This window comes from Echinimonas agarilytica, from assembly GCF_023703465.1.
Lineage (GTDB): Bacteria > Pseudomonadota > Gammaproteobacteria > Enterobacterales > Neiellaceae > Echinimonas > Echinimonas agarilytica.
On sequence record NZ_JAMQGP010000006.1, the window covers coordinates 273,015 to 295,549 of the forward strand.

Sequence of the window (22,535 nt, forward strand, 5' to 3'; positions counted from 1 at the left end):
ATGTGGTCGCTTGAGCGGCTCAAGGAAGCTTTATGCCTCACAAGAATGTGTTTTTTGCTTTACTGTCCCGCATGCAAAACATCCAGCGGTGGAGCAAATCTAATCCCACGCGATCTGAAAATGTTGCGGAACATAGTTTACAAGTCGCAATGTTTGCTCATTGTTTGGGGGTATTGCGCAATCAAGTGTTTACGCATTTGCCCCCGGTTGATGAACACCAACTTGCCACCATGGCGCTGTATCACGACGCACCGGAGGTTTTGACTGAAGATGTGAATAGTTTAGTGAAATATAGTGATACTAGGATGCTTGAGCTATGTCGTGAAATGGAATCAATCTCCTGTCGAATGTTACTCAATTCATTGCCTGAAGAGTTAAAAGCCCATTATGACGGCTTGCTCCACCAAAACGATGAAGTGCTGCATAAATTTGTTAAAGCATCTGATTTATTGTCGGCTTACGCAAAGGCTCTCGGTGAGCTTAGAGCAAACAACACTGAATTTTTGGGCTCGAAAGTGAAAATTGAAAAAGCGCTTCGAAAATATCGAGATGAACTACCTGAAGTGGATTACTTTATGGAACGTTTGATGCCAGCATTTCAGCTCACCATTGATGATCTGATTGATGGAGCTTTTCTAGAAAGCAGCCCTCAAGTGAAACTGTTTTAGAGTTCTACAAAACAAAAAGCCGAGCAAGACTCGGCTTTTTGAATGACCAGAGCGAGCGTTTTAAGCGCTAACGCTAACCACTGAATTGTCACCATTGACGCCGTTCGGGCGATAGCTTTCGGCTTCCCAATCGTTATCGTATTTTTCCGAACCGTCGGCCATGACCAAGCAAAAACGATATTCGTAATCACTTTTCTCGTCGGTCGGCAGATCAACCGCAGCTTTGAAGTGGCCCGCTTTGAATTTTTTCAGCGGTGTTTTTTCCCAATTGAGTGCCTCACACATTAGAAAAACTTGTTCAGCACCTTCAGCGGCTTCAGCTGAAACTTCAAATGTAACTTTAACAACAGGTTTAGTTTTTAAAAATTGCTTTTTGATGGACATAGCAAGTCCTCCATGAACGTAGCGAGCTAGCAAAGTGTGTGTCTTATGTAAAATAGTTTTATGCAAACCTTGCGCCGAAGTGTATCGGCACAACATGACTACTTTATGACCTTGGTGGTCAGATTAACCATAGTCAAAGCAGTGCAAAAGTTCCTATTCTGGTGCAAATTGCTGGCGTAAAACCCATTGAGTAAACGAAGTTCTGAGGTAAAAACCTTTCGGTTGGGCTTGAACTAACTCACCGTTGGCACCAATGGCGTCAGTTTTTACACTGCCGTTTGCAGCTTTTGGGCGAAGCTGCATGAATTGGCCTAAATGAGCATTAATCCTCTCTACGCGTCCTAAAGATAATAACTCCATGAGTTCTTCCCAGTCTTGCCTGAGCGCGAGCTCTTGTTCTGCAGAAGCACGCCACAAAAATGCAGAGCCAATTTGTCGTTCTGCGGGTGAAAGGTGCTTTTCGGCCAAGATAGGTACCCACAATACATGATCGAGTTTGTGCCGTAAGGCCGAAGTCTCCCAATGTTCTCCGGTCATACCCTTCATGGGGGCGACACACACAAAGGTTGTTTCAAGTGGTTGGCCAATACTGGAAATCGGCAGTGTTTTCATCTCAATGCCTAGCGCGGGAAAGTCCGGCTCGGGTCGAGAGCCTGCGGTTGCGCCGAGCGCGCGTTCTAACAATATGCCGCCCCAACCTTTGTCTCGTGAAAAGTCGTGTGGAACCTCAATATTCAGCTGCTGGGCAAGCTCTTGGAGCGTGAGCCCTGCGAGTTGCTGTGCGCGATGGAGCAGTTCCTGGGCAGTATTTGGAGGCAAGATCATAATGTTAAACGTTTAGATATTTAGCCTTATGCTAATGAGCAAAATGAGTTTTGTCATCTTGAACAGAGAACGTACAGCATTTTATTTGGAAAATGACCATTATGTAACCTATTGTTTTTAAATTGTTTAATGAAGTACTGAATAACCGTGAACATATTATTAGATAGGTTATGCACAACTTCATGCACAGTAAACATGGATAACTGTAATTTTATGTGCGGAACTCAGCATTTCTTTGCGTTAAAACCCGATTTTTTGATTGACAAACGCCTCTAATTATCAATTTTCAATCAGCTTTTGTGTATAACTATTGGTGTGGCTAAGTCTTGTTCAACCCAACTTACCCACATTGTTAAAAAATATGTATAGATCAACAGTGATCTCTATTTTTATTTTATTTATTAGTAGTTTATTTTGTTGTGATCAACCTTTGGAGCATGGGGTCTACATCCTCGGAGCGAGTGGGTATTACTTTATTCAGACTTATTCACAGGATTGCGCACAGTTCGTGTGACTAAGTTGGTTTGTGATTTATCTGTTTTGTGGGTAACTTTAGCTTGTTGCTTTCTTTATTCACATTTGCAAAGAGTGACTTGTATTGAGACCTTGCTCCCGACTGCACACAATAGCATTGCTCAACATTACAAATTGTGGATACAATCAAGTCATTGAATTTTCGCTCAGGATTAAGTGAGTGATCGACTCCGACGGATATCGTGCGAACGTCGGGATTATCATCTCTAATCAAGCAGGGCAGGTACTTTGGGCTCGAAGAATAGGTCAGCATTCTTGGCAGTTCCCTCAAGGGGGGATCGATGAGGGTGAGTCGGCAGAGCAGGCAATGTACCGTGAATTATATGAAGAAGTCGGACTGCGACCTGATGATGTAGACATTATCAGTTCTAGTCGCTCTTGGCTTCGTTATCGATTGCCAAAACGCTTGATTCGAGAGGGAACTAATCCCGTCTGTATCGGACAAAAACAGCGCTGGTTTTTGCTTCGGCTAACCGGCAAAGATGATTCAGTTAAACTAGATGCCAGTGGGCACCCCGAGTTTGATGAATGGCGATGGGTGAGTTATTGGTACCCAGTGCGCCAGGTAGTGTCGTTTAAACGCGAGGTCTACCGCAAGGCGATGAAGGAATTCGTGGCAGCAGTGCAAGCTCAAGCCCGCGATCGTCGTCCATCAAAGAATAAACGCAAGAAGCGTAAGCGACACAATAATGCCCGTTAATATGCTCCATACCCTGCGCACTATCGTGCAGGGTGTTAATCAGTCAGAACACTTAGACGATGCATTGAAGCTCTTGGTGACACAAACCAAGCATGCAATGGAGACTCAGTGTTGTTCAGTTTATTTATCAGACGCTGAAGCCGGGCATTTTTTATTAATGGCTACTGACGGTTTGGCCGAGCAGTCAGCCGGTAGTGCAGCGATTGGTTTTACCGAAGGCTTAATTGGACTCGTGGGTGAACGTGAAGAACCAATTAATATTGCCAATGCGCATCAGCACCCTCGTTTTAAATACATGCCAGAAGTTGAAGAGGAAGCGCTTCAAGCATTTCTAGGCACCCCCATTATCCATCAAGGTAAAGTGTTGGGTGTATTAACCATCCAGCAAGCAGAACAGCGGCAATTTTCAGAGCAAGAAGAGTCCTTTCTTGTCACTTTATCGGCTCAGTTGGCCGCCGTATTAGCCGTCGCTAAAGCTCGTGGGCAACTTCAAACCCGTTATTCCGAGCCTCAAATGTTGGTGCTTAATGCTGTGGCTGGAGCCCCGGGTATTGCATCGGCAAAAGCATGGGTGGAGCGGGTTGCTGTATCGCTCGATGACATTTCGATTGTACAACACAATGATCTCAACGTCGAACTCGACCGTTGGGAGCAAGCCATTCAAAAGACGCGAGATTACATCGAACGTTTAGCAGCAAGAATGGGCGAACATCTAGAGCAGGATGCGTTGGCTATTTTTGATGTCTATCAGCACTTGTTAGATGACGCTTCAATCGGTGGTGCGGTTGAAACTCACATTCGGAAAGGTCTCAATGCTCAAAGTGCATTGGTGGAGGTGGCAAAAGATTACATTGCCCAATTCGCGGCAATGGAAGACGCCTACCTCAAAGAGCGCGCAACTGACATTCGCGATGTGTCTCAACGTTTGTTGTACTTTTTGCAGCAGGGAACGAGCGAACTTCAAGAGTGGAATGAAGCCATCATTTTGGTGGCAGAAGAAGTCACCGCTTCGATGTTGGCTTCTATTCCGCGAAGCAAACTGTCGGGCATCATTTCCATTCGCGGTTCTAGCAATTCGCATGCGGCTATTTTGGCCCGAGCCTTAGGTATTCCGGCTATTTTAGGGGCCAGTGAATTACCGCTTAAACGTAGTCATGGCGAGCACTTTATTATTGACGGCTACACCGGCCGTTTATATATGACGCCATCAAACGCTGTGGTTGAAGAATATGGACGTTTGCTCAAAAAAGAATCTGAACTGCAAGCGCAATTTGATAAGACGCTTCATTTGCCTGCGGCCATGGCAGATGGCCGACGTATTTGCATGATGATCAATGCAGGCTTGGCCGCAGATTCTGAACATTATGGCGGTGGTGCCGATGGCGTCGGACTTTATCGAACGGAAATTCCTTTCATGATTCAGGATAAATTTCCGTCGGAAGACGCTCAATGCCAGATCTACAAGTCGGTTCTTGAAGGTTTTCCTGAACAGCCTGTCACCATGCGAACGCTGGATGTGGGCGGCGACAAAGCTCTACCATACTTTCCTATTCGTGAAGAAAACCCATTTCTTGGCTGGCGTGGAATTCGGATGACGCTGGACCATCCAGAAATCTTTCTAGTTCAAATTCGAGCCATGCTCAAAGCGAATATAGAGACGCAAAATCTTAAAATCATGTTCCCCATGGTGACTGAGATTCGAGAGTTGCAGCAGGCTAAGCGACTGGTACTTAAGGCTCATTCTGAGCTGCAAGAGGAATTGGGCATGCACTTTCCATTACCTCAAATGGGGGTGATGATTGAAGTGCCTGCATTGCTCTATCAATTGCGCGCAGTAGCAGACATAGCAGATTTCATTTCAGTGGGAAGTAACGACTTAACCCAATATCTATTAGCGGTTGATCGAAATAACTCGCGCGTTGCTAGCTTGTATGACGAATTGAATCCTGCGGTGTTGAATGCGCTCAATCATATTGCCCAAGAATGCCGGCAATACGAATTAGAATTCTCTATTTGTGGAGAGCTCGCAGGTGACCCTTTGGGGGCTATTTTGTTAGTAGCCATGGGATACGAGCATCTGAGCATGAATGCTGCAAATATAGGGCGAGTGAAATGGGCCATTGGTAAAGTCAGCCAAGCCCAATGCGATCACATGTTACAAAAAGCATTGAACCTATCTTGCCCTGATACTATTCGACGCCAGTTGCATGTTGATATGGATGCGTTTGGTTTAGGGTCACTGGTCCGAACCGGCCGTTAATCAATCGATACAAATTCAATATGATGTTGTCCAAGAGCTGTCGTACAAGTCGTGTTACCCTAAGCGCGTTGCGCCCTTTCCCATGGAGTTTTGTTAGATGTTGACGCAAGCTTTAGCTTTTCCTGAAATTGATCCAGTTTTACTCGATTTAGGATTAATCAAAGTTCGTTGGTACGGACTAATGTATTTGGTTGGTTTTGTAGCGGCCATGTGGCTGGGCAATCGCCAAGCGCGTCAACCGAACAGCGGTTGGACGGAACAAGAAGTTAGCGACTTACTCTTCTACGGTTTTATTGGTGTTATTTTAGGCGGGCGTTTTGGTTATGTCATGTTCTACCAATTTTCTCAATTTGCTGATGATCCGCTGTATTTATTTAGAATTTGGGAAGGCGGCATGTCGTTCCACGGCGGCGTGTTAGGTGTCATGGCAGCGATGGCTGTATTTGCTCGTAAATTTCATAAATCGTATTTGTCAGTAGGGGACTTTATCACCCCGCTATTGCCGATTGGTCTGGGTGCCGGACGCTTAGGTAATTTCATTAATGGCGAATTGTGGGGCCGCGAGACAGATCTGTCGTTTGCTATGATCTTTCCTCAAGACCCACTCGGTTTGGCTCGCCATCCTTCCCAATTGTATGAGTTTGCACTTGAAGGTGTCGTATTGTTCTGTATCTTGTGGTGGTTTAAAAGTAAGCCAAGACCCGCAGGAACAGTGGCGGGACTTTTCTTATTGGGGTATGGAAGCTTCCGTTTCTTAGTTGAATTTGCTCGCGAACCGGATGCTCACTTAGGCTTATTGCAGCTGGGTATGAGTATGGGGCAGTGGTTGTGTTTACCGATGATATTTGGCGGCTTAGGACTCATCGCGTACGGTTATTCGAGAAAAACTGCGGTTGGAGATAAGGCATGAAACAGTATTTAGAATTGTGCCAGCATATCGTTGATGACGGTATATGGATCGAAAATGAACGCACGGGTAAACGTTGTTTAACCGTAATAAATGCCGACTTAACCTACGACGTAGCCAATAATAAGTTTCCGCTTATCACCACTCGAAAGAGCTTTTGGAAGTCTGCTATTGCTGAATTCTTGGGATATATCCGCGGCTATGATAATGCGGCTGATTTTCGCGCGCTTGGCACCAAAACATGGGATGCAAACGCCAATGACAATGAAGCTTGGCTGAACAATCCTGCCCGTACCGGTGACGATGACATGGGCCGAGTGTACGGTGTTCAAGGCCGATCATGGAAAAGCCCAGACGGCTCTACCATTGATCAACTTCGAAAGCTGGTCGATAACCTCAGCCAAGGCAAAGATGACCGTGGTGAAATCCTGACCTTTTATAACCCCGGTGAATTCGGCCTCGGTTGTTTGCGTCCTTGCATGCACACGCATACATTTTCATTGTTGGGCGACACTTTGTTTCTCACCAGTTATCAGCGTTCGTGCGATGTGCCGCTAGGGCTCAACTTCAATCAAATTCAGGTATTCACTTTTCTCGCGCTGATGGCTCAAATTACAGGTAATAAAGCAGGCAAAGCGTATCACAAGATAGTGAATGCTCACATTTATGAAGACCAACTTGAATTGATGCGCGATGTGCAACTGAAACGAGAGCCGTTTCCGTCGCCACAATTGAACATTAACCCAGATATTAAATCACTCAAAGATTTAGAAACCTGGGTGACCATGGATGATTTTGAAGTGGTGGGATATGAGCACCATGACCCGATCAAGTATCCATTTGCTGTGTAATGCTTAGTGCATGGAAACGAAAAAAGCGCCGAGAGGCGCTTTTTTATTGCGAGCTCAACCCGCGAGGATTGTGCCTAAGCGTATTCGTCACCCATGTAGCGAGCGCGCTTTTTAGATTTGATCTTTTGAATATCAACTAACACCAAACCGTCTACACAATCTGCAAAATCAGGGTCGATACCAAAGTCCAGAAAGTTTACACCATCTGTTTCAGCCACTTCGGTGTATTGTTTGTAAAGAGTTGGAACCGACACGCCTATGTTGGCCATTAAGTGTTTCAGGCGGCTGAAGTCTTGCTTATAGTCATCGCCGCTAAACGTATCTTTTAGAGTTTGCATGGCTTCGTCGGCAATGCTGTAGGGCTGGCGGCTTTGTGCCATGCTTTTATCAGGCGAGAAATACAGGCTATAGAAATACACCAATAAATCACGTGCAGGCTTGGGGAAGCTATTGCTGATACTGACAGGTCCATACATGTAGCGGTAGCCTGGATATTTTACCAAATAGGCGCCAATGCCGTACCAAAGGTAGTCTAGTGAACGTTTGCCCCAATATCTGGGTTGAACAAATGAACGGCCTAACTCAAGGCTCTGTTCTAAATGGCTGTCCATCTCTTTTGAAAAGTTGAACAACGAATGTGTATATAGGCCTTTGTGACCTTTGCGTTCAATCACATCACGGGTGTCTGCCAATCGGTACGCGCCAACGATTTCAAGATCGTCAGTGTCCCACAATACAAGGTGCATATAGTCTGCGTCATATTGGTCGATATCGCGGCGTTCTCCGGTGCCTTCACCTACAGCGCGGAAACTGACTTCGCGCAGACGCCCAATTTCGCGCATGATAGGAGAACTTTCATCAAATCGGTACAAGTAAATCTTTTTGCCATCAGCTGTTTCACCCAATAGCTCACAACTTTCAACCGCTTGTTTGAGAGTTGCTTTTGGTTCTGGGTGAGCAATGGCTGAAAATGTTTTAAAAAGCCCACTTTTGCCTTTTCCGATACGGTAAAGGTGGCGTTTAAACATTTTTACTTTTTCGCGGCGAGTGATATTACCGCTGGTATAGCTTTCATAGGGAATTGGATCGCCGACACGAATGTTGACGCTTTTGTTTTGTTGGCGGAACATTTCCTTCACCAGTAAGGCAGTTGATAGCGGCTTGTAGACCATTGATGCACTATAAAATAAGGCTGAATTTCGGCCGTGTACAAAGATGGGTAAGATGGGTGCTTGAGACTGCGTTGCCATTCTTAAAAAACCACTGCGCCAGCGAGTATCTTTAATTCCTGTGGGGCGTAATCGAGACACTTCGCCTGCGGGAAAGATGATCAAAGCCCCTTCAGACTGCAGGTGACAGTTGATATCTTGCAGGCTTTCTTTCGCAGTATTGCCGGTCATGTTATTCACCGGTAGCAACAATTTACTCAGCGGAGCAATATTCATGAGTAAATCGTTCACAACGGCTTTTGCATCTGGACGAATTTCTGCAATGAGCTTGATTAATGCAAGTCCGTCCAGCGAACCAATCGGATGATTTGCAATGATCACCACTCGGCCTGTGGCTGGAATGCGAGCGCGTTCGCGATCACTGATGGTGTAACTAAAACTAAAGTAATCCAACACCTTTTCAACAAAATCGACACCGTCGAGGTGGGGATTTTTTTCGGCAAATTCAATCATGTCGCTTTCATGAAGAAGATGACGAAGTACGCCTTTTACCGGCTTTGCAAGCCACGGTTTCTGATCTAACTGAGGATAATTGTCACGAACAACTTGATCGACCGTAAACATAAATAGCTCCGAACTGCCAAAGGCAAAATGATTGGACTAACTTATGTCGTTTTCGTGACAGAAATTTCTCAATGAGATTTCAGTTTTATGAATTAGCCATCTTCCTTGTTGTCATTTAGCTAGGCGGCTTTACGTCCGGCGATCACTAAATCAGCCGGCAAATGATTGATTAATTTATGGGTGTTACTCCAATGGAGTAGCTCAATTTGGCCTGATTCATGCTCGACTGCAGCGGTGCAGCTTTCTACCCAATCACCGTCATTTAAATAAAGAATTCCGTTTTCGTAGCGCATATTCGGGCTATGAATATGGCCGCAAACAATGCCATCTACACCGCGTTTTTTGGCTTCGTGCATGGCTGCATCCTCAAAGCGACGAATGGCCGCTTCTGCTTTTCTAACTTTTTTCTTGAGGTAACTAGCCGCGGACCAGTATGAAAATCCAAACCACGAGCGGCATCGATTGACCCATCGGTTAATAAAGAGCAGTAGGTCATACCCCATGTCGCCGAACCACGTATTTATCTTGCTGTACTTAACGGCGCCATCAAACTCATCACCATGCAGCATGAGCAATTTTCCGTATGAAATACTGTTGTATTCATATTCACGATGCAGCTCGATGCCTTGGAACATGCTTCCGTCATAATTTCTCATCGGCTCGTCGTGATTGCCGGGCACATAAATCACATTGCAACCGTCGGCAGCTTTGGCTAGCAGCGCATCGAGTACTTGTTGATGAGATTTGGGCCAAAAGACTTGTCGCTTCATCGACCAAAGGTCAACTATATCTCCCACTAAGAACAAGTATTCACATTGAGTCTTGGCGAGAAAATCTAACAAAAACTCTGACTTACAGTCCTTGTAGCCAAGGTGAATGTCTGAAAGCCATACAGCTTTGTATTTCGATTGTTCGGATTGCATGATTTTTAATCCCCCCAGCTGGATTGCCTGCCAAGCTAGGCCTTGAATTTGACACCTCGGTTACAGTGATTTGATGATTTGGTGACATCGTTCTGAATCAGTCTTGAGGCTCTTAAAATGCTGATCTGAACCCAGCCTGAATGATGTTTTTGTTTAGCTTGTTGGTTAAATAGACAACTGGCCTAATGACGGGAGTGAGTCGGAGGGCCTCAATATATGCGCACCCAATCGAAAAAAATTCTGTCATCAGCCATTGTCGCTTCGGCGCTTTTGTCGGCTAAAACTGTGGCCGAAGATCGCCTGTTTCGCTTTGAGTTTGCGAATGATGCAATGACGTTTTCAGACAACATGTACACCAATGGCATTTCTCTGCAGTGGCATAGTCAGGCGTTCGAGAACTGGCAACAAGCACAAGAGCAGAATTGGTTCGCCGGTTTGGGCGGTGCTATTGCCCAATACGGTTGGGCGCTTGAGTCTTGGGCCCCAAGTGCTCATCATCGGCATGCCGTGAGTCTCTCCCAATATATTCAGACTCCGGAAGATCTAGATGCACGAGATTTGATTATTGATGATGTGCCGTACGCGGGGGCGTTAATCATCAGCAACTCTTGGTATAGCTATGATCAGTCTGACTTTAGTGGATGGCAGTTAGATGTTGGCCTTGTGGGCCCAAATTCTTTTGCAGAACACGTTCAAAAAGGCGTGCACAACCTGATTGGATCTGACACTCCGAGAGGCTGGGAGCACCAATTAAAGTCTGAGCCCATTGTGAATATGACCTATCAACGCAAACACAAGTTTTGGCGGTCACCTGCCAGTCATGAGTTTGAGTCTGATGTTGCGTGGAATGTGACCGCAGCATTGGGCAATTTTTACACTGGGGCAGGGGCTGGTTTAGAGTGGCGTTGGGGTAGGCCGAATCAAACCGGATTCCAAGATGGGCAGAATTTGGTGGGCCGCAGTGTGTTTAAGGAGACCGAAGGCAACATTGCGAAGGGGAGTTGGCACATTAGCGGGCAACTTCAGCTGAACTATGTGGCACAAGATATTTTTTTGGACGGTAATACTTGGAAAGACAGCCATAGTGTCGACAAAGAGCCTGTGTATGCCAGTATGGGGCTAGGTGCGCACTACCATTGGCAGAATTGGGCTGTTCATATGCGCTATTGGATGACGAGCAATATTGTAAGGTCAGATCTTGCACACACTGATAACAACATGAACTACGGCAGCCTTTTGTTTGAATACCGTTACTAGTAAAAGCCGATACTCATAGTGATTTTTGAATCTCTTGCGTTCACTACGGCCTCGCGTCATGCATTCTACTGGCGCTCCTACAAAGCTTTTTAATCGTCATTCCTCTTTCACATTCATGCGTGGGCCTTGCCACTTTTAGCCAGAACTAGAGCGATTTAACTGCTATTTCTGCTCGTTTGTTGTCCGAATTTAGAGGGTTGAGGCATGTGATGAGACTCTAGGAATGATTCAACAGCCGCAGAAGGCTGTGAAACAGATTGCAAATGCAATGGTTTTACCATGAAAATTTTCAGAGCTTGTGCTTGTATGAAGTTGTGTCGGTTACACACCCTCATTTGTTTCAAAGGGAAAAGCAGGTGCTAGTAGTCTGATTTTTAAATGCTGACTTGTTAAATGGATAACTCATTCATTGGTTGTCATTCAGCGCGACTTAAATCAAGAGCAATTACCTTGAGGTATCGGTGCCAAGACAGCGAGGCGTTTTGGCGACTCGTGTGTATTTAATAACAAAAGCATGATGCTTTTATTTCTCAAAATTATTACTCATAACATTCAATATATGCTGGATATACCCGAAGAAATAACGCAATACGTGATATTGCCATTGATGGCTGCTCAACTATTTTTAGTGGTGTCGTTGTATTTTACGTTTGTAGGGCGGCACGTCCTCAATCAGGTGGGGTTCTTTAACTGCTTTGTTGCCACTTATGTGCTCTACATGGTAGGCCAAGCTGCTCAGATGTATTCAGACACAGCATTGTCTTACAGTATCTTATTCTTTCGTGTCACCTTGTTTCTCACTATTTGCCTGCCTTCGCTTTGCATGTTCTTGTTTAGCCAATGCGGTGTGAAGTTATCGCGAGCATGGTTAGTTTTTCCGTATGTCTTTGGCTTTCTACTGTCGCTTGTGTATGTTATCTGCGCTGACGCGAGGCATGAGCAGCTTATGTTTGATGCCAGCTATGTTCAGCTTTTACCTTTTACTATGATCAGAGCCAATCATATTGATGCCGAAATGACAGGGCTTGTGGTGTTGTCGCTGTTACCGACTAGCTTTTTGTTATACCGAGAGCTTACCGGAGAGAGAAGATCGATCTGCTTGGCGTTTTTAATTGGCGCAGTCATGATTACTTCTTTGTATATCACGGGGCTATATCATCAAGTCTATTGGCTGTATTACTTCGGTGCAATTTTTACTGCTCTGTATTGGAGCCGGGCCGTTTATAGAGACGTTAAGAGCACGAAGAGCCAAGCGCAGTATTTGAAAGAGCAGTTGCAGTTGAGTCTTAAGCGCGATGAAACAACATCGAATATCACACTAAACAATCTCTTGCAGCAAATAGAACGCGATAGCTCTGTCGATTTAAAACGATACAAGTTGAAGGTGCGTGAAATACTCGATGTGCTCACGGATACAACCATCGAGGCAGGAGGAGATGCAGACGCACTCATTGATCGTAACTTGAATAAAGTAAAGTCGATTATCGATAGTGATGATGTTAATGCTATTCGAGACATCGCAAAAAAAGAGACAATCGAACTTACGAATATGATTTCGGATCTGCCAGCTAAGCGTAGCGAACGTATTATCTTCCAAACGAAATTATTTATAGAAAATAATTACCATGAAGATATAGAAGTGGCTTCACTAGCTGAAGCAGCTGGCGTGAGTCAATCATATTTAATGCGATGTTTCAAAGAGTATACTGGGCAAACAATCAAGCAATACCTCAATCAATATCGTATTGAAAAAGCGAAAGAAAGACTTGCAGATTTGACGGTTTCGGATACGGCATTTTCTGTAGGGTTCAATGATTCTAACTATTTTGGTGCCGTGTTTAAAAAATTAACCGGGATTGGCCCACAACAATATAAGAAAGAGACTTACGGCTAGGTTCCCTCGGTTGAGCCACTGAATGGTGGCTCAATTGTTTGTTCATTTTTATCTGGATTGTGTTCATTTTAGTCCCTATCTCCTTCCTCTGAATCTCCTTGATATTGATGAATGTTTACAAAATGAGAATCTAAATCAGTCTTATTGTTTGGTTATGTGGTTGATAATTGTCGATTTTTTTGTGTGTTCATTTCTGTGCTTGTTTGTTGTTCAGCTTTGTTAAGGACGTGTTAATGTGAGGTTGTTACTTTTGCGGTGTCTTAGGCTTCGCACTGCTCTAGTTTGATTTTCCTATGCTCGAATGTGTTACCAAACCGATTCGGTACACGGAATTTATGCTTCTAGAAAATGCATGCTTACGTCGAATAATAACGTTTATGATCGAAAGCAAAATTGAACAGGGTATGCTGTACGAAAAACTATTTTTAAATAGTATATTTAAATATGTTTGATGTGTAATTAAATTTAACTGTCACCTATTTATGATTAAAGCGCATTGAATATTTTGAAAGTATTCGAACCTTATTTTTGAGCTTTTTTTACGTTATTTATAAGACATAAAAACAATAAACTTTATCTTTAGTATACAGATACAGGAAAAGCTCCAATGTTTTCGAATATAAAATATAGAAGCGTAGCATTAAGCATTCTGATCATGCTTCTAACCGCGTGTGATGACAATGATAAATCTCCTCCAATGAATGACGACCAGACACAAGAACCTGGCGATAATACTCCGCCAGACTCAGACAATGATTCCGATTCCGACGGTGATTCCGATTCCGACGGTGATTCCGATTCCGACGGTGATTCAGATTCCGATGGGGATTCAGATTCCGATGGTGATTCCGATTCCGACGGTGATTCAGATTCCGACGGTGATTCAGATTCCGATGGAGATTCCGATTCCGACGGTGATTCAGACTCCGATGGTGATTCAGGCTCCGATGGAGATTCAGACTCCGATGGAGATTCAGATTCAGGTCAACCTAGCCTCATCGATACAATGGTCGAGATCACGCCATTATCTGCTTATGAAACGACTTACACCGTTGAAGGCGTCACTGTAAAAACCGTCACAGCAAACGTTAATATTGAATCGAGCTATGCCAATTTAAGTTTGATGTCAGATGGTGAAATTCTGATCGATAGCCTTAATATTCCTAGTTCAGGAGAGCACACGATCAGCGCCACCGTTGATTTTGGTTCGACCGGCGAAAAAAACCTTAAAATTATGGCTCGAGCGGCTGATGTTGAAGTAAATCGTTTGACCGTAAGCGAAGCTGAGATGCCCAGCTTGCCTGTCTTTACAGATATTTCTGAGTCATTGGGTTTAGTTGATGATCCAAGTTTGAAATATGGCGGGCCATCGATTGCTGATATGGACAATGACGGTGACTACGATCTGATTTTAAATAACCACAATGATTCACCCAGCAAACTCTATTGGAATAATGGTGATGGGAGCTTAACCAAAAGCGATCCAGACCTTTCTTTATGGAGGCTCATGGATCTGCACGGTTCGGCGGCAGGTGACTATGACAATGATGGAGATTTAGATTTGCTCATTACGTTAGGCGGTGGTAATGGAACAAATCCGACCCCTCCTGTGTTTTTTCGGAATGATGATGGCGTTTTAGTGCGTAGCGATGTTGTTGTTGGTATCACCGAAGGGGCTCGCGGTCGTTCTCCTCGCTGGATGGATCTGGATATGGATGGAGATTTGGATCTGGCGTTATTCAATGCCGAGGGCATCAATGGAGAAACTGGCGCTCAGCATATTTTTTATCGGAACAATGGTGACGGTACATTTGAAGTTGCAGACATACCGGGTATTGGATATACCTCGGGCGATCGCATTGTACTCACCGATTTCAATAAAGATGGCATTGACGATGTATTGATTATCGCACCCATGCAGCTATGGCAAGGCAATGGAGACTTTACTTTTACTAACGTGACGTCATCTTGGTTGCCTGAATCTACTCGCAATTTATGGGGAGGAATGGCAGCAACCAGTGTCGATTTAGACAACGATGGCGACCTTGATATCTATGTGGCTGGCGGTAAAGGCTATTACTCGGTTGCAGATAAATCGCTTGATTTCAATGCTGAAACCCAGCGTTTGGATATCAGTGATAAAGGAGATGCAGCCGGCAGCACAGCATTTACGTTTGAAGCCGATGGCGCAATTGATTTGGTGAATTATGACACCAGTCTTATCACTACTTCTTACAATGGTTCATTCCAAGTTTATCTCGGCTCAGCAAAAGCTGCGATAAACCCAGCAGATCGCGATGCGGTGCACAACATCACGCAAGCGGATGCCGATGGTTGGCCTGCCGTACGAGATGAAAATGGCATCTATATTGGACATACTGGCGACGGAAATTGGCAGTTAGAAATCGTACGTGATCAGAAGCTAAGCTGGAGTATTAAGTTTGGCTTTGAAGGTATTCGCGACGTCCACACGGAATGGCAGCCAAATAACCGAAATGTTCAAGATGTGTTACTGATTAACCAAGGCGACCAATATACCTTGGCGCAAGACAGCTGGAATATTCCAAAAGGTGGTAACCACTGGGGCGTGAGTCACGGTGATTTCAACAATGATTCACACAATGATTTACTCGTTTACCGTTACACCTATTTAAAACAGCGTGTTGCAGATTATCTGTTGCTGAACACAGGTAACGATAGCTTTGAAATTGTGACCTCAACCGAAGCAACAGATCTTAGCTCTGGTGGGCATGCAGATTCCGGTCAAGCCTTTGACTTTGACCTCGATGGTGACGTCGATATATTAACCGGTGATGATGAGTACGGGGTATGGCATTTATTCCAAAATGACTATGCTGGTATGAACAACCACACACTCGTTCAAGTGGGCTACAGCCCGATTGAAAACGTAGATCCAATCTCGGCTCAAGTGACAATTACCACTGCAAGCAACACTTACTATAAGCGTGTTGCCTCTTCGGGGGAGTCACACTCGCAAAGCTTGTTGAATACTCTACATTTTGGTTTAGGGGATGAGTCAGAAATTGTTTCAGTGGAAATTCGCTGGCGCAATGGAGAGACCGTTTACTTGCGTGATGAAGCTGCAAACCAATTGTTGAAAAGTTCTGATGGTGAGTTTCCTGCTCCTGAGTCAATTATGCTATCGCCAGCAAATGCTGAAGTTCGCGTGGGTATCGAATTACCATTAATGGTCGATTTTGTGCCGGTGAACGCAGACCCTCAAGTTACTTGGAGTTCTGACAACGAAGCATTAGCCACGGTCGATCAAAACGGTGTTGTCACCGGTGTGAGCGAAGGAACGGGTGTCACGATTACTGCAACATCAGATGCCAATGATGAAGTTGGAACGGCAATGATCGATGTGATTGAGTTTTTCGAAGTTCCAGTGGAAGGCGTTACTTTAGCTCCTGAATCTACACTCTTATTGAAAGGCGCAACAACAAATTTAGTTGCCACGATTTCACCAGACGAAGCTGACAATCGCGATTTAAATTGGGCGTCAAATGATGTCAATGTTGCTACAGTTGAGAATGGTGTCGTCACAGGGGTTGATGACGGTGAAGCGATCATTACGGTGACAACGCTCGACGGCGATTTTACGGACACCAGTACGATTACTGTAGAAACCTATGCGCCTCCGTCAGTTGAGTTTGATGACGAAGAATATTACACCACAACGGAGTTTGCGACGTCTGGTAACTTAGATGTGATGGTGAATTATCACGCAGGTACAGGCGATACCATCATTGAAGGTGTAGATGATGGAGCGAAGTTTTGGCTCCGAGAAATGACATCCGATTGGTCTGCAGCAGTGAACGATTACGTTGTATCTGATGCTCGCATTGTGGGCATGTCAACGGGGACCGCTTCTGCAAGCATTGCGCTTGAAAACGTAACTCCAACAGCCGATTTGCCAACGGGTAACTTCTACTTCCTCTGGGTTCGTATGAGCAACGATGAAGGTGAAACGATTGATAAAGGCGTCTACCCGATTACCATTGTTGCAGGCGACCCAGATGACGGCTCTGCTGCAGTACTGTGTAATGCGAGCAATTTGGTAAGTTGTGGAAACAATGATGGCGAAGGGGCAACTGTGGGTGAGTGGTATTCTTACCAAGACGGCAGCTATGATACCGACTTGTCTCATAGATTGTCGGTTTCAAATGAGCAAACCAATGGTGGTTCGGGTAGCATTAAATATGCGTATGATGAATCTGGAACATCTCACTTTTTGTATCAGGATGTTGTGTTTGAAGTGACATCTGAGGGCAGTTATCAGTTTAGTGCCGATGTATTCGGCGATAACTTATCCTCAGGCACAGACTATGTTATTGAGTTGTCATTTCGTCCTGAGGGCTCTCCGGATGATGCTGAAACGTATAAGTTATGGCATCGCAAGGGTGCAGGTTCTTGGCATAACTTGAGTGTCACTAGCCAGTTACCTGAAGGCCGTTATTTCGTAGCCTTTAAAGTGTTCAGTCCTGGTTTTGCTACTGATTTAACGTTGGATTACTATATCGACAATATGGTGGTCACTCAGCAATAGTGTTAAGCCTTTGTGATGACATTGAAAGCCACCGCTTGCGGTGGTTTTTTTATGCCGATTGAGCTGTCATGATCATCTGAAGTTCATCAATAATCGGCTTAACCTGAGAGGGAATTGGTGCTTACTGAGTAATGTAAAAGTGATGCATTTGAACGAGCTAAAGCTGGCTTTAAAAGTTGCAGACTTAGTCAAGGTTTTATTTTGGCTTCTATTTTCTATTCTTTAGACATAAAAAAACGGAGCCAATGCTCCGCTTTTTTCACACAAATATGATTTTATTTTAGGGCTACTTTGACCCATACAAGACGATGATCAGATGAGGTCTTACGCTCCTGCACCGCAAAGTGCATCTTATCACCTTCAGCGGGCCAAAATACGCCACTGCTCATTACCTCAAGGCCTTTCACAGAAGGTAATACATAGTCCACACGTAAGCGAAATCCTGATGTGTGAGTTGCTGCGTTGGGATTGTCGGACGTGTGCTGAGCTCCACCCTTGCTGATAGGAGTGGGCTCAGCATTCACCGCTGGGTGCAATAGAAGCTGGTCTATTGCGCCCTGACGGGTATCGCCTTCATTGGGAGATGCATTCAAATCCCCCATAATCACAAATGCTGCTTGCTCAGGTAACCCGCCAGTATTGCCCGCATCGTCGACTAAGTAATCATTGCTTGTTGCGCTGATATAGTCGGCCCACAGGCGTATCTCATCATAGTTTCGTGCGCCATTTCTATCTTCTGGCCCATCAAAGACCGGAGGCGTAGGGTGGGCGGCCAACACATGCAAGGTTTTACCATTCACGGAGACAGGAACATCCCAATGAGACTTGGAGGATAAACGCATACCTTGCCATGTCTCATCGGTATGAAATGCTGTGCCATCGGGGTTCATCACGCGATTTGCATTGGGCATTTGATGCCATTTGAAGAGTCGAAATGAGCGAATCTTCGCCTCATCAAGTGGATATTTAGACAATAAAACCATCCCATATTGACCGGGATAGTTGCCGTAGCCCCATGCATCGTCACCGGTGCCACTGGCGATGCCGTCACCATTCAAATCGTAAGGGCTTGGTACTCCGGTATTCACCTCGGCTACATAATAAAAAGGGTAATCAATGGCTTGTTGCCCATGCTGGCCTCGATTGAGGTAATTAGCAATGAAGGCTTCAACTCCTTCTTTGGGGTCCGTAATGTAATCAAACTCGTTGAGCAACAGTATATCTGGACGTACATGTTGAATAATCGCAGCCACGTTTTTGATTTGAGAGTGGGTGCCCGTTGCCAGCTGTTTCTTGAGAGCATTTGGATCGCGTGGGTCGTTTCTGGCTTTATAGTTATCTGCTTCCATACTCACATTAAAAGTTGCAATGGTGAGTTCGGTGACTGTCGGTGCGGGCTCTTTCGAAGCACAGCTCATTAAAAAAACTCCTGCGGTGAACAAGGCTATGCATGTTCGAAGTACGTTTTTTGATTGTATGTGATGAAACATCATTTTTCGTCTATAACCTTAAGAATACGTGGCAGATTTAGCATCGCTAACCCAAGTTGATACTAATCGCGAATGGGCCTGAAAAGTATGCCAGTGTCATTTTTTATTTACCCAAAATGTAATTAAATTATTACAGCGGTTAGTTTTTGCTGTTTATTTAGTCTGATTTATTGTCCATTAAGTTAACATTGTTGTAACGTAGTGCCACTAGAATGTTTGCTCAAGATTCTGGTTTTACAAAAAAACAATCAAAAAACAATATCTTAGGTTGGTTCTTAAGATGGGGACAAATGCGATGATTTCAAAAGTTTTTAAACGTGGCCGTGTAGCATGCGCACTGGCCTTGGCTTTAGGCGTAAGTGGCGCGGCATACGCGAACGAAACTGCGTCGGGTATTCGTGGAACAATTGTTGATGCTTCAGGTCAGCCTGTAACAGATGCAAAAATCACGATCGTTCACCAACCCACGGGAACCGTTTCTGAGGTTGTCGTGAACGAGCAAGGGCGCTTTAACGCTCGCGGATTACGTGTGGGTGGACCATACACCGTCTCGGTTGATTCAGATTCTCATTCCGACGACTCACGAGAGAATGTCTATTTAAACTTGGGTGAGACCTTGCGCTTCACAAGCGTGTTAGAGCAAGCGGGCATTGAAACAATCCAAGTCAAAGGTGCTCGACTCGCATACCGCACAGCCGGTTCAAATAGTGATTATGGTTTACGAGATATTGAAGACTCTCCAACCATGAACCGCGATTTAAAAGAAATTGCGCGAATGAACCCATTTGCGGTGTTGGCCAACGACGACGCTGGCACATTTACGGTTGCAGGCTTAAACCCGAAAACAAACACATTGTTGGTTGATGGTATTGGCCAAAATGATGATTTTGGCTTGAACAGCAATGGTTACCCGACTCAGCGTAGCCCCATCTCTTTAGAAGCCATTGAACAAGTGGCGTTGAACACGACACCTTTCTCTTCTCGTTATGGCGGATTTAGCGGCGCACAAATGAACGCCGTGACTAAATCGGGTTCGAACGAAGTCACCGGTAGCGTGTTTTATGAATTCACCAACGACAGCATGGCGGGTGACGGTAAAGATCCGATCACAGGCGACAAGTCGGAACAAGAATTTGAAGAAAAAACATACGGCGGCTCGATTGGCTTCCCAATTATTAAAGATACGTTGTTTTTCTTTGGTGCATATGAGTACTTCAAATCACCTCGTGATGCAGACTGGGGTCCAGCAGGCACTGGTGCAGCAAACGAAGCCGAATACATTAGCTTAGAAGATGCCAACGAAGTCGTTCGCATTGCCAATGAAGTGTATGGCGCAAACGCCGGCGGTTGGGGTGACGAAATTGAAGAAGAAGATGAAAAACTTCTGATTAAAATTGACTGGAACGTGAACGACGATCATCGTGCTGCGTTTACTTATCAGCACTCTGAAAGTAACGACACACGCAATGAAGAAGGTGATAGTGACGAGCTGAAATTGTCGAGCCACTGGTACGACAAAAATGAAACGCTTAAAGGCTATTCATTGCAATTCTTCAGTGATTGGACGAGCAACTTCTCTACCGATATTCGCGTATCGTACAAAGATGTCACCTCTGAAGTCTCTCCTCTCGTGAACTCTGGTATGGGACACGTTACGGTTTATACTGGTGAAAATGATTGGGGCGACCCAATAAACTCGGTCGTATTGGGAACTGACGAATATCGTCATGCCAACGAACTCGACAACCAAAACTTAGAATTACGTTTTGCGGGTACTTACCTGTTGGGTGACCATGAGATTGGTTTTGGTATTCAGCACAATCGTCTCGATACCTTTAACATGTTTGTACCGACTTCCTTGGGTAAGTGGGACTTTGACAGCATTGAAGATTTTGCATCAGGCTCTGCTTCAGATCTCGAATACCAAAACGCTTATACCGGTAATCCAAGAGATGCAGCGGCTGAATTCACCATGAACACCACTGCGTTATTTGCAGAAGACGTGTGGGCCATTACTGATGATTTAGAACTCACATACGGCTTGCGTTATGAGCGTATGGACACGAGCGATAAGCCAACACTCAACGAAAACTTCCAAGAGCGTTATGGTTTCAAAAACAATGAAACAATTGATGGTTTAGATATTTGGTTGCCTCGCATCGGGTTTAAATACCAAGTACTCGATAATTTACAAGTGCGCGGTGGAGCGGGTCGTTTCTCAGGCGGTCAACCCACAGTTTGGCTTGCAAACAGCTTCTCTAACGACGGTATTACCAACGTTGAAGCTTTGGATACAAGCGCATACTTAGACAACGCTAATCCAACTGAAATCCCTCAAGGGCTGACGGATTCATTAGTGCCGGGTGATGGTTACGTAAACTCTTTAGATCCTAAGTTCGATTTGCCATCTGACTGGCGTTATAACTTAGCGATAGATTACACCACTGACATCCCTTACCTCGGTAAAGACTGGTATTTCGGCACTGAGTTCTTGTACATCGATCGTGAAAACGATGTGGCATGGGTAGACTTAGCGCGTGAAGCAACAGGCACCACTCCAGGTGGCCGTACTGTGTATACGCCAATCGACAAACTCACGGGTGAAGAGTCTGATCGTTATGACTTGATGCTTACCAATGCAGAAAAAGACGGTCGTAACCGCGCGATTAGCTTTACCATGTCAAAAGCGTGGGAGTCAGGTGTTCGTTTCAGCACGTCTTACACTAACACTGACATTGATGAAGGTAACCAAGGTTCATCGTCACAAGCCACGTCGAACTACCAATACACAGCCGTTGGCTTAGATCGAAACGGCACAACAATTGGCCCTGGGTACTACGAAGTTGAACATCGTTGGATCCTAACATTGGGTTACGACACTGAGTTTGTTTCTAACTACAAATCAACCTTCAATGTTTTCTGGGAGCGTCGTAGCGGCCAGCCGATTAACTACGGTTTGGGTGCATTTAGAAATGGCAGCTTGGGTGATCAGCCAGAGTTTGATGATTCGGACTACTACTTACCTTACATTCCAACGGGTGCCGATGATCCAGCGGTTAACTATCGCGGTGATTTGACGTATGAAGCCTTCATGGATGCAGCGCGCGCAATTGGTATGGGCGGTGATGCGGGTGGATATGGCGGTAAATCAAGCGGCAACCAACCTTGGGTGAGCCAGCTGGACTTCCGTTTCACACAAGAGCTACCAGGTTTCTATGGCGACAATCGCTTCTTGTTCTACTTTGATGTGAAGAACGTTTTGAACTTGCTCAATGACGATTGGGGCCAAGTGAAAACCAAGCGTTATGGTTCAGACATCTTAGTGGATTACAGCTACGACCAAGACACGGGTGAGTACACTTACTCAGTTCCTTATGGTCAAGAAGGTTTGGAAACACGCAATTGGGACGATTACAACGTTGAGCAATCAGCGTGGCGCCTGAAAGCGGGTATTCGCTACAACTTCTAAGCGTTTAACATAA

At 45.0% G+C, this 22,535-nt stretch carries 14 protein-coding genes; 9 read left to right on the forward strand and 5 right to left on the reverse strand.

Annotated elements, in window-relative coordinates:
- Positions 1–32: 32 nt before the first annotated feature.
- Positions 33–668: a 5'-deoxynucleotidase gene (gene yfbR, locus NAF29_RS13005; protein ID WP_251262036.1), complete on the forward strand. Its 636-nt coding sequence runs from the start codon at positions 33–35 to the stop codon at positions 666–668.
- Between the two features lie 60 nt (positions 669–728).
- Here the strand turns inward: yfbR and NAF29_RS13010 are convergent, their stop codons facing one another.
- Positions 729–1,052, reverse strand: a complete 324-nt coding sequence (locus NAF29_RS13010) for an isoamylase early set domain-containing protein (protein WP_251262037.1) — start codon at positions 1,050–1,052, stop codon at positions 729–731.
- 153 nt (positions 1,053–1,205) lie between these two features.
- A complete protein-coding gene (gene mutH / locus NAF29_RS13015; protein WP_251262038.1) occupies positions 1,206–1,877 on the reverse strand; it encodes a DNA mismatch repair endonuclease MutH in 672 nt (223 codons plus the stop codon).
- A gap of 694 nt (positions 1,878–2,571) precedes the next feature.
- Here mutH and rppH point away from each other — a divergent pair.
- The 4 genes from rppH to NAF29_RS13035 all read left to right on the forward strand — a co-directional run bounded on the left by rppH (position 2,572) and on the right by NAF29_RS13035 (position 7,129).
- Positions 2,572–3,111 carry an RNA pyrophosphohydrolase gene (rppH, locus tag NAF29_RS13020; protein WP_251262039.1) on the forward strand — a complete coding sequence of 180 codons (540 nt, stop codon included), beginning with the start codon at positions 2,572–2,574 and terminating at the stop codon, positions 3,109–3,111.
- Positions 3,101–5,371: a phosphoenolpyruvate--protein phosphotransferase gene (gene ptsP, locus NAF29_RS13025; protein WP_251262041.1), complete on the forward strand. Its 2,271-nt coding sequence runs from the start codon at positions 3,101–3,103 to the stop codon at positions 5,369–5,371. Before rppH ends, ptsP begins: the two co-directional genes overlap by 11 nt.
- A 97-nt stretch (positions 5,372–5,468) precedes the next feature.
- On the forward strand, positions 5,469–6,281 hold the full coding sequence (lgt, locus tag NAF29_RS13030) for a prolipoprotein diacylglyceryl transferase (protein ID WP_251262043.1): 813 nt from the start codon (positions 5,469–5,471) through the stop codon (positions 6,279–6,281).
- Positions 6,278–7,129: a thymidylate synthase gene (locus NAF29_RS13035; RefSeq protein ID WP_251262046.1), complete on the forward strand. Its 852-nt coding sequence runs from the start codon at positions 6,278–6,280 to the stop codon at positions 7,127–7,129. The genes lgt and NAF29_RS13035 overlap by 4 nt, the downstream gene beginning before the upstream one ends.
- A 74-nt stretch (positions 7,130–7,203) precedes the next feature.
- On the opposite strand, the gene olsF is transcribed toward NAF29_RS13035, so the two are convergent.
- Complete coding sequence (olsF, locus tag NAF29_RS13040) at positions 7,204–8,922, reverse strand: bifunctional ornithine lipid synthase OlsF (RefSeq protein WP_251262048.1); 1,719 nt, start codon at positions 8,920–8,922, stop codon at positions 7,204–7,206.
- Positions 8,923–9,041: 119 nt separating this feature from the next.
- Entirely contained in the window at positions 9,042–9,845 is an 804-nt protein-coding gene (locus tag NAF29_RS13045; RefSeq protein ID WP_251262050.1) for a UDP-2,3-diacylglucosamine diphosphatase, read from the reverse strand.
- A gap of 216 nt (positions 9,846–10,061) precedes the next feature.
- On the opposite strand from NAF29_RS13045, the gene NAF29_RS13050 reads away from it, so the two are divergent.
- The 3 genes from NAF29_RS13050 (at position 10,062) to NAF29_RS13060 (ending at position 17,563) form a co-directional block, all read left to right on the forward strand.
- The gene (locus NAF29_RS13050; protein WP_251262052.1) at positions 10,062–11,102 is read left to right on the forward strand and encodes a lipid A deacylase LpxR family protein; all 1,041 of its coding nucleotides are present in this window, start codon (positions 10,062–10,064) and stop codon (positions 11,100–11,102) included.
- 514 nt (positions 11,103–11,616) lie between these two features.
- Positions 11,617–12,996 carry a helix-turn-helix transcriptional regulator gene (locus NAF29_RS13055; RefSeq protein ID WP_251262054.1) on the forward strand — a complete coding sequence of 460 codons (1,380 nt, stop codon included), beginning with the start codon at positions 11,617–11,619 and terminating at the stop codon, positions 12,994–12,996.
- Positions 12,997–13,603: 607 nt separating this feature from the next.
- The gene (locus NAF29_RS13060) at positions 13,604–17,563 is read left to right on the forward strand and encodes an Ig-like domain-containing protein (RefSeq protein ID WP_251262055.1); all 3,960 of its coding nucleotides are present in this window, start codon (positions 13,604–13,606) and stop codon (positions 17,561–17,563) included.
- Between the two features lie 275 nt (positions 17,564–17,838).
- Here the strand turns inward: NAF29_RS13060 and NAF29_RS13065 are convergent, their stop codons facing one another.
- Positions 17,839–18,981 (reverse strand): endonuclease/exonuclease/phosphatase family protein, encoded by a 1,143-nt coding sequence (locus tag NAF29_RS13065; protein WP_251262058.1) that lies wholly within the window; start codon positions 18,979–18,981, stop codon positions 17,839–17,841.
- 367 nt (positions 18,982–19,348) lie between these two features.
- Between NAF29_RS13065 and NAF29_RS13070 the strand changes: the two genes are divergently transcribed.
- Positions 19,349–22,522, forward strand: coding sequence for a TonB-dependent receptor (locus NAF29_RS13070; protein WP_251262060.1), 3,174 nt, complete (start codon positions 19,349–19,351; stop codon positions 22,520–22,522).
- The last annotated feature ends 13 nt before the right edge of the window (positions 22,523–22,535 follow it).

Coding starts and splice junctions, on each gene's coding strand:
- yfbR (WP_251262036.1), top strand. CDS start 33: ATGCCTCACAAGAATGTGTTTTTTGCTTTACTGTCCCGCATGCAAAAC.
- NAF29_RS13010 (WP_251262037.1), bottom strand. CDS start 1,052: ATGTCCATCAAAAAGCAATTTTTAAAAACTAAACCTGTTGTTAAAGTT.
- mutH (WP_251262038.1), bottom strand. CDS start 1,877: ATGATCTTGCCTCCAAATACTGCCCAGGAACTGCTCCATCGCGCACAG.
- ptsP (WP_251262041.1), top strand. CDS start 3,101: ATGCCCGTTAATATGCTCCATACCCTGCGCACTATCGTGCAGGGTGTT.
- lgt (WP_251262043.1), top strand. CDS start 5,469: ATGTTGACGCAAGCTTTAGCTTTTCCTGAAATTGATCCAGTTTTACTC.
- NAF29_RS13035 (WP_251262046.1), top strand. CDS start 6,278: ATGAAACAGTATTTAGAATTGTGCCAGCATATCGTTGATGACGGTATA.
- olsF (WP_251262048.1), bottom strand. CDS start 8,922: ATGTTTACGGTCGATCAAGTTGTTCGTGACAATTATCCTCAGTTAGAT.
- NAF29_RS13045 (WP_251262050.1), bottom strand. CDS start 9,845: ATGCAATCCGAACAATCGAAATACAAAGCTGTATGGCTTTCAGACATT.
- NAF29_RS13050 (WP_251262052.1), top strand. CDS start 10,062: ATGCGCACCCAATCGAAAAAAATTCTGTCATCAGCCATTGTCGCTTCG.
- NAF29_RS13055 (WP_251262054.1), top strand. CDS start 11,617: ATGATGCTTTTATTTCTCAAAATTATTACTCATAACATTCAATATATG.
- NAF29_RS13060 (WP_251262055.1), top strand. CDS start 13,604: ATGTTTTCGAATATAAAATATAGAAGCGTAGCATTAAGCATTCTGATC.
- NAF29_RS13065 (WP_251262058.1), bottom strand. CDS start 18,981: ATGAGCTGTGCTTCGAAAGAGCCCGCACCGACAGTCACCGAACTCACC.
- NAF29_RS13070 (WP_251262060.1), top strand. CDS start 19,349: ATGATTTCAAAAGTTTTTAAACGTGGCCGTGTAGCATGCGCACTGGCC.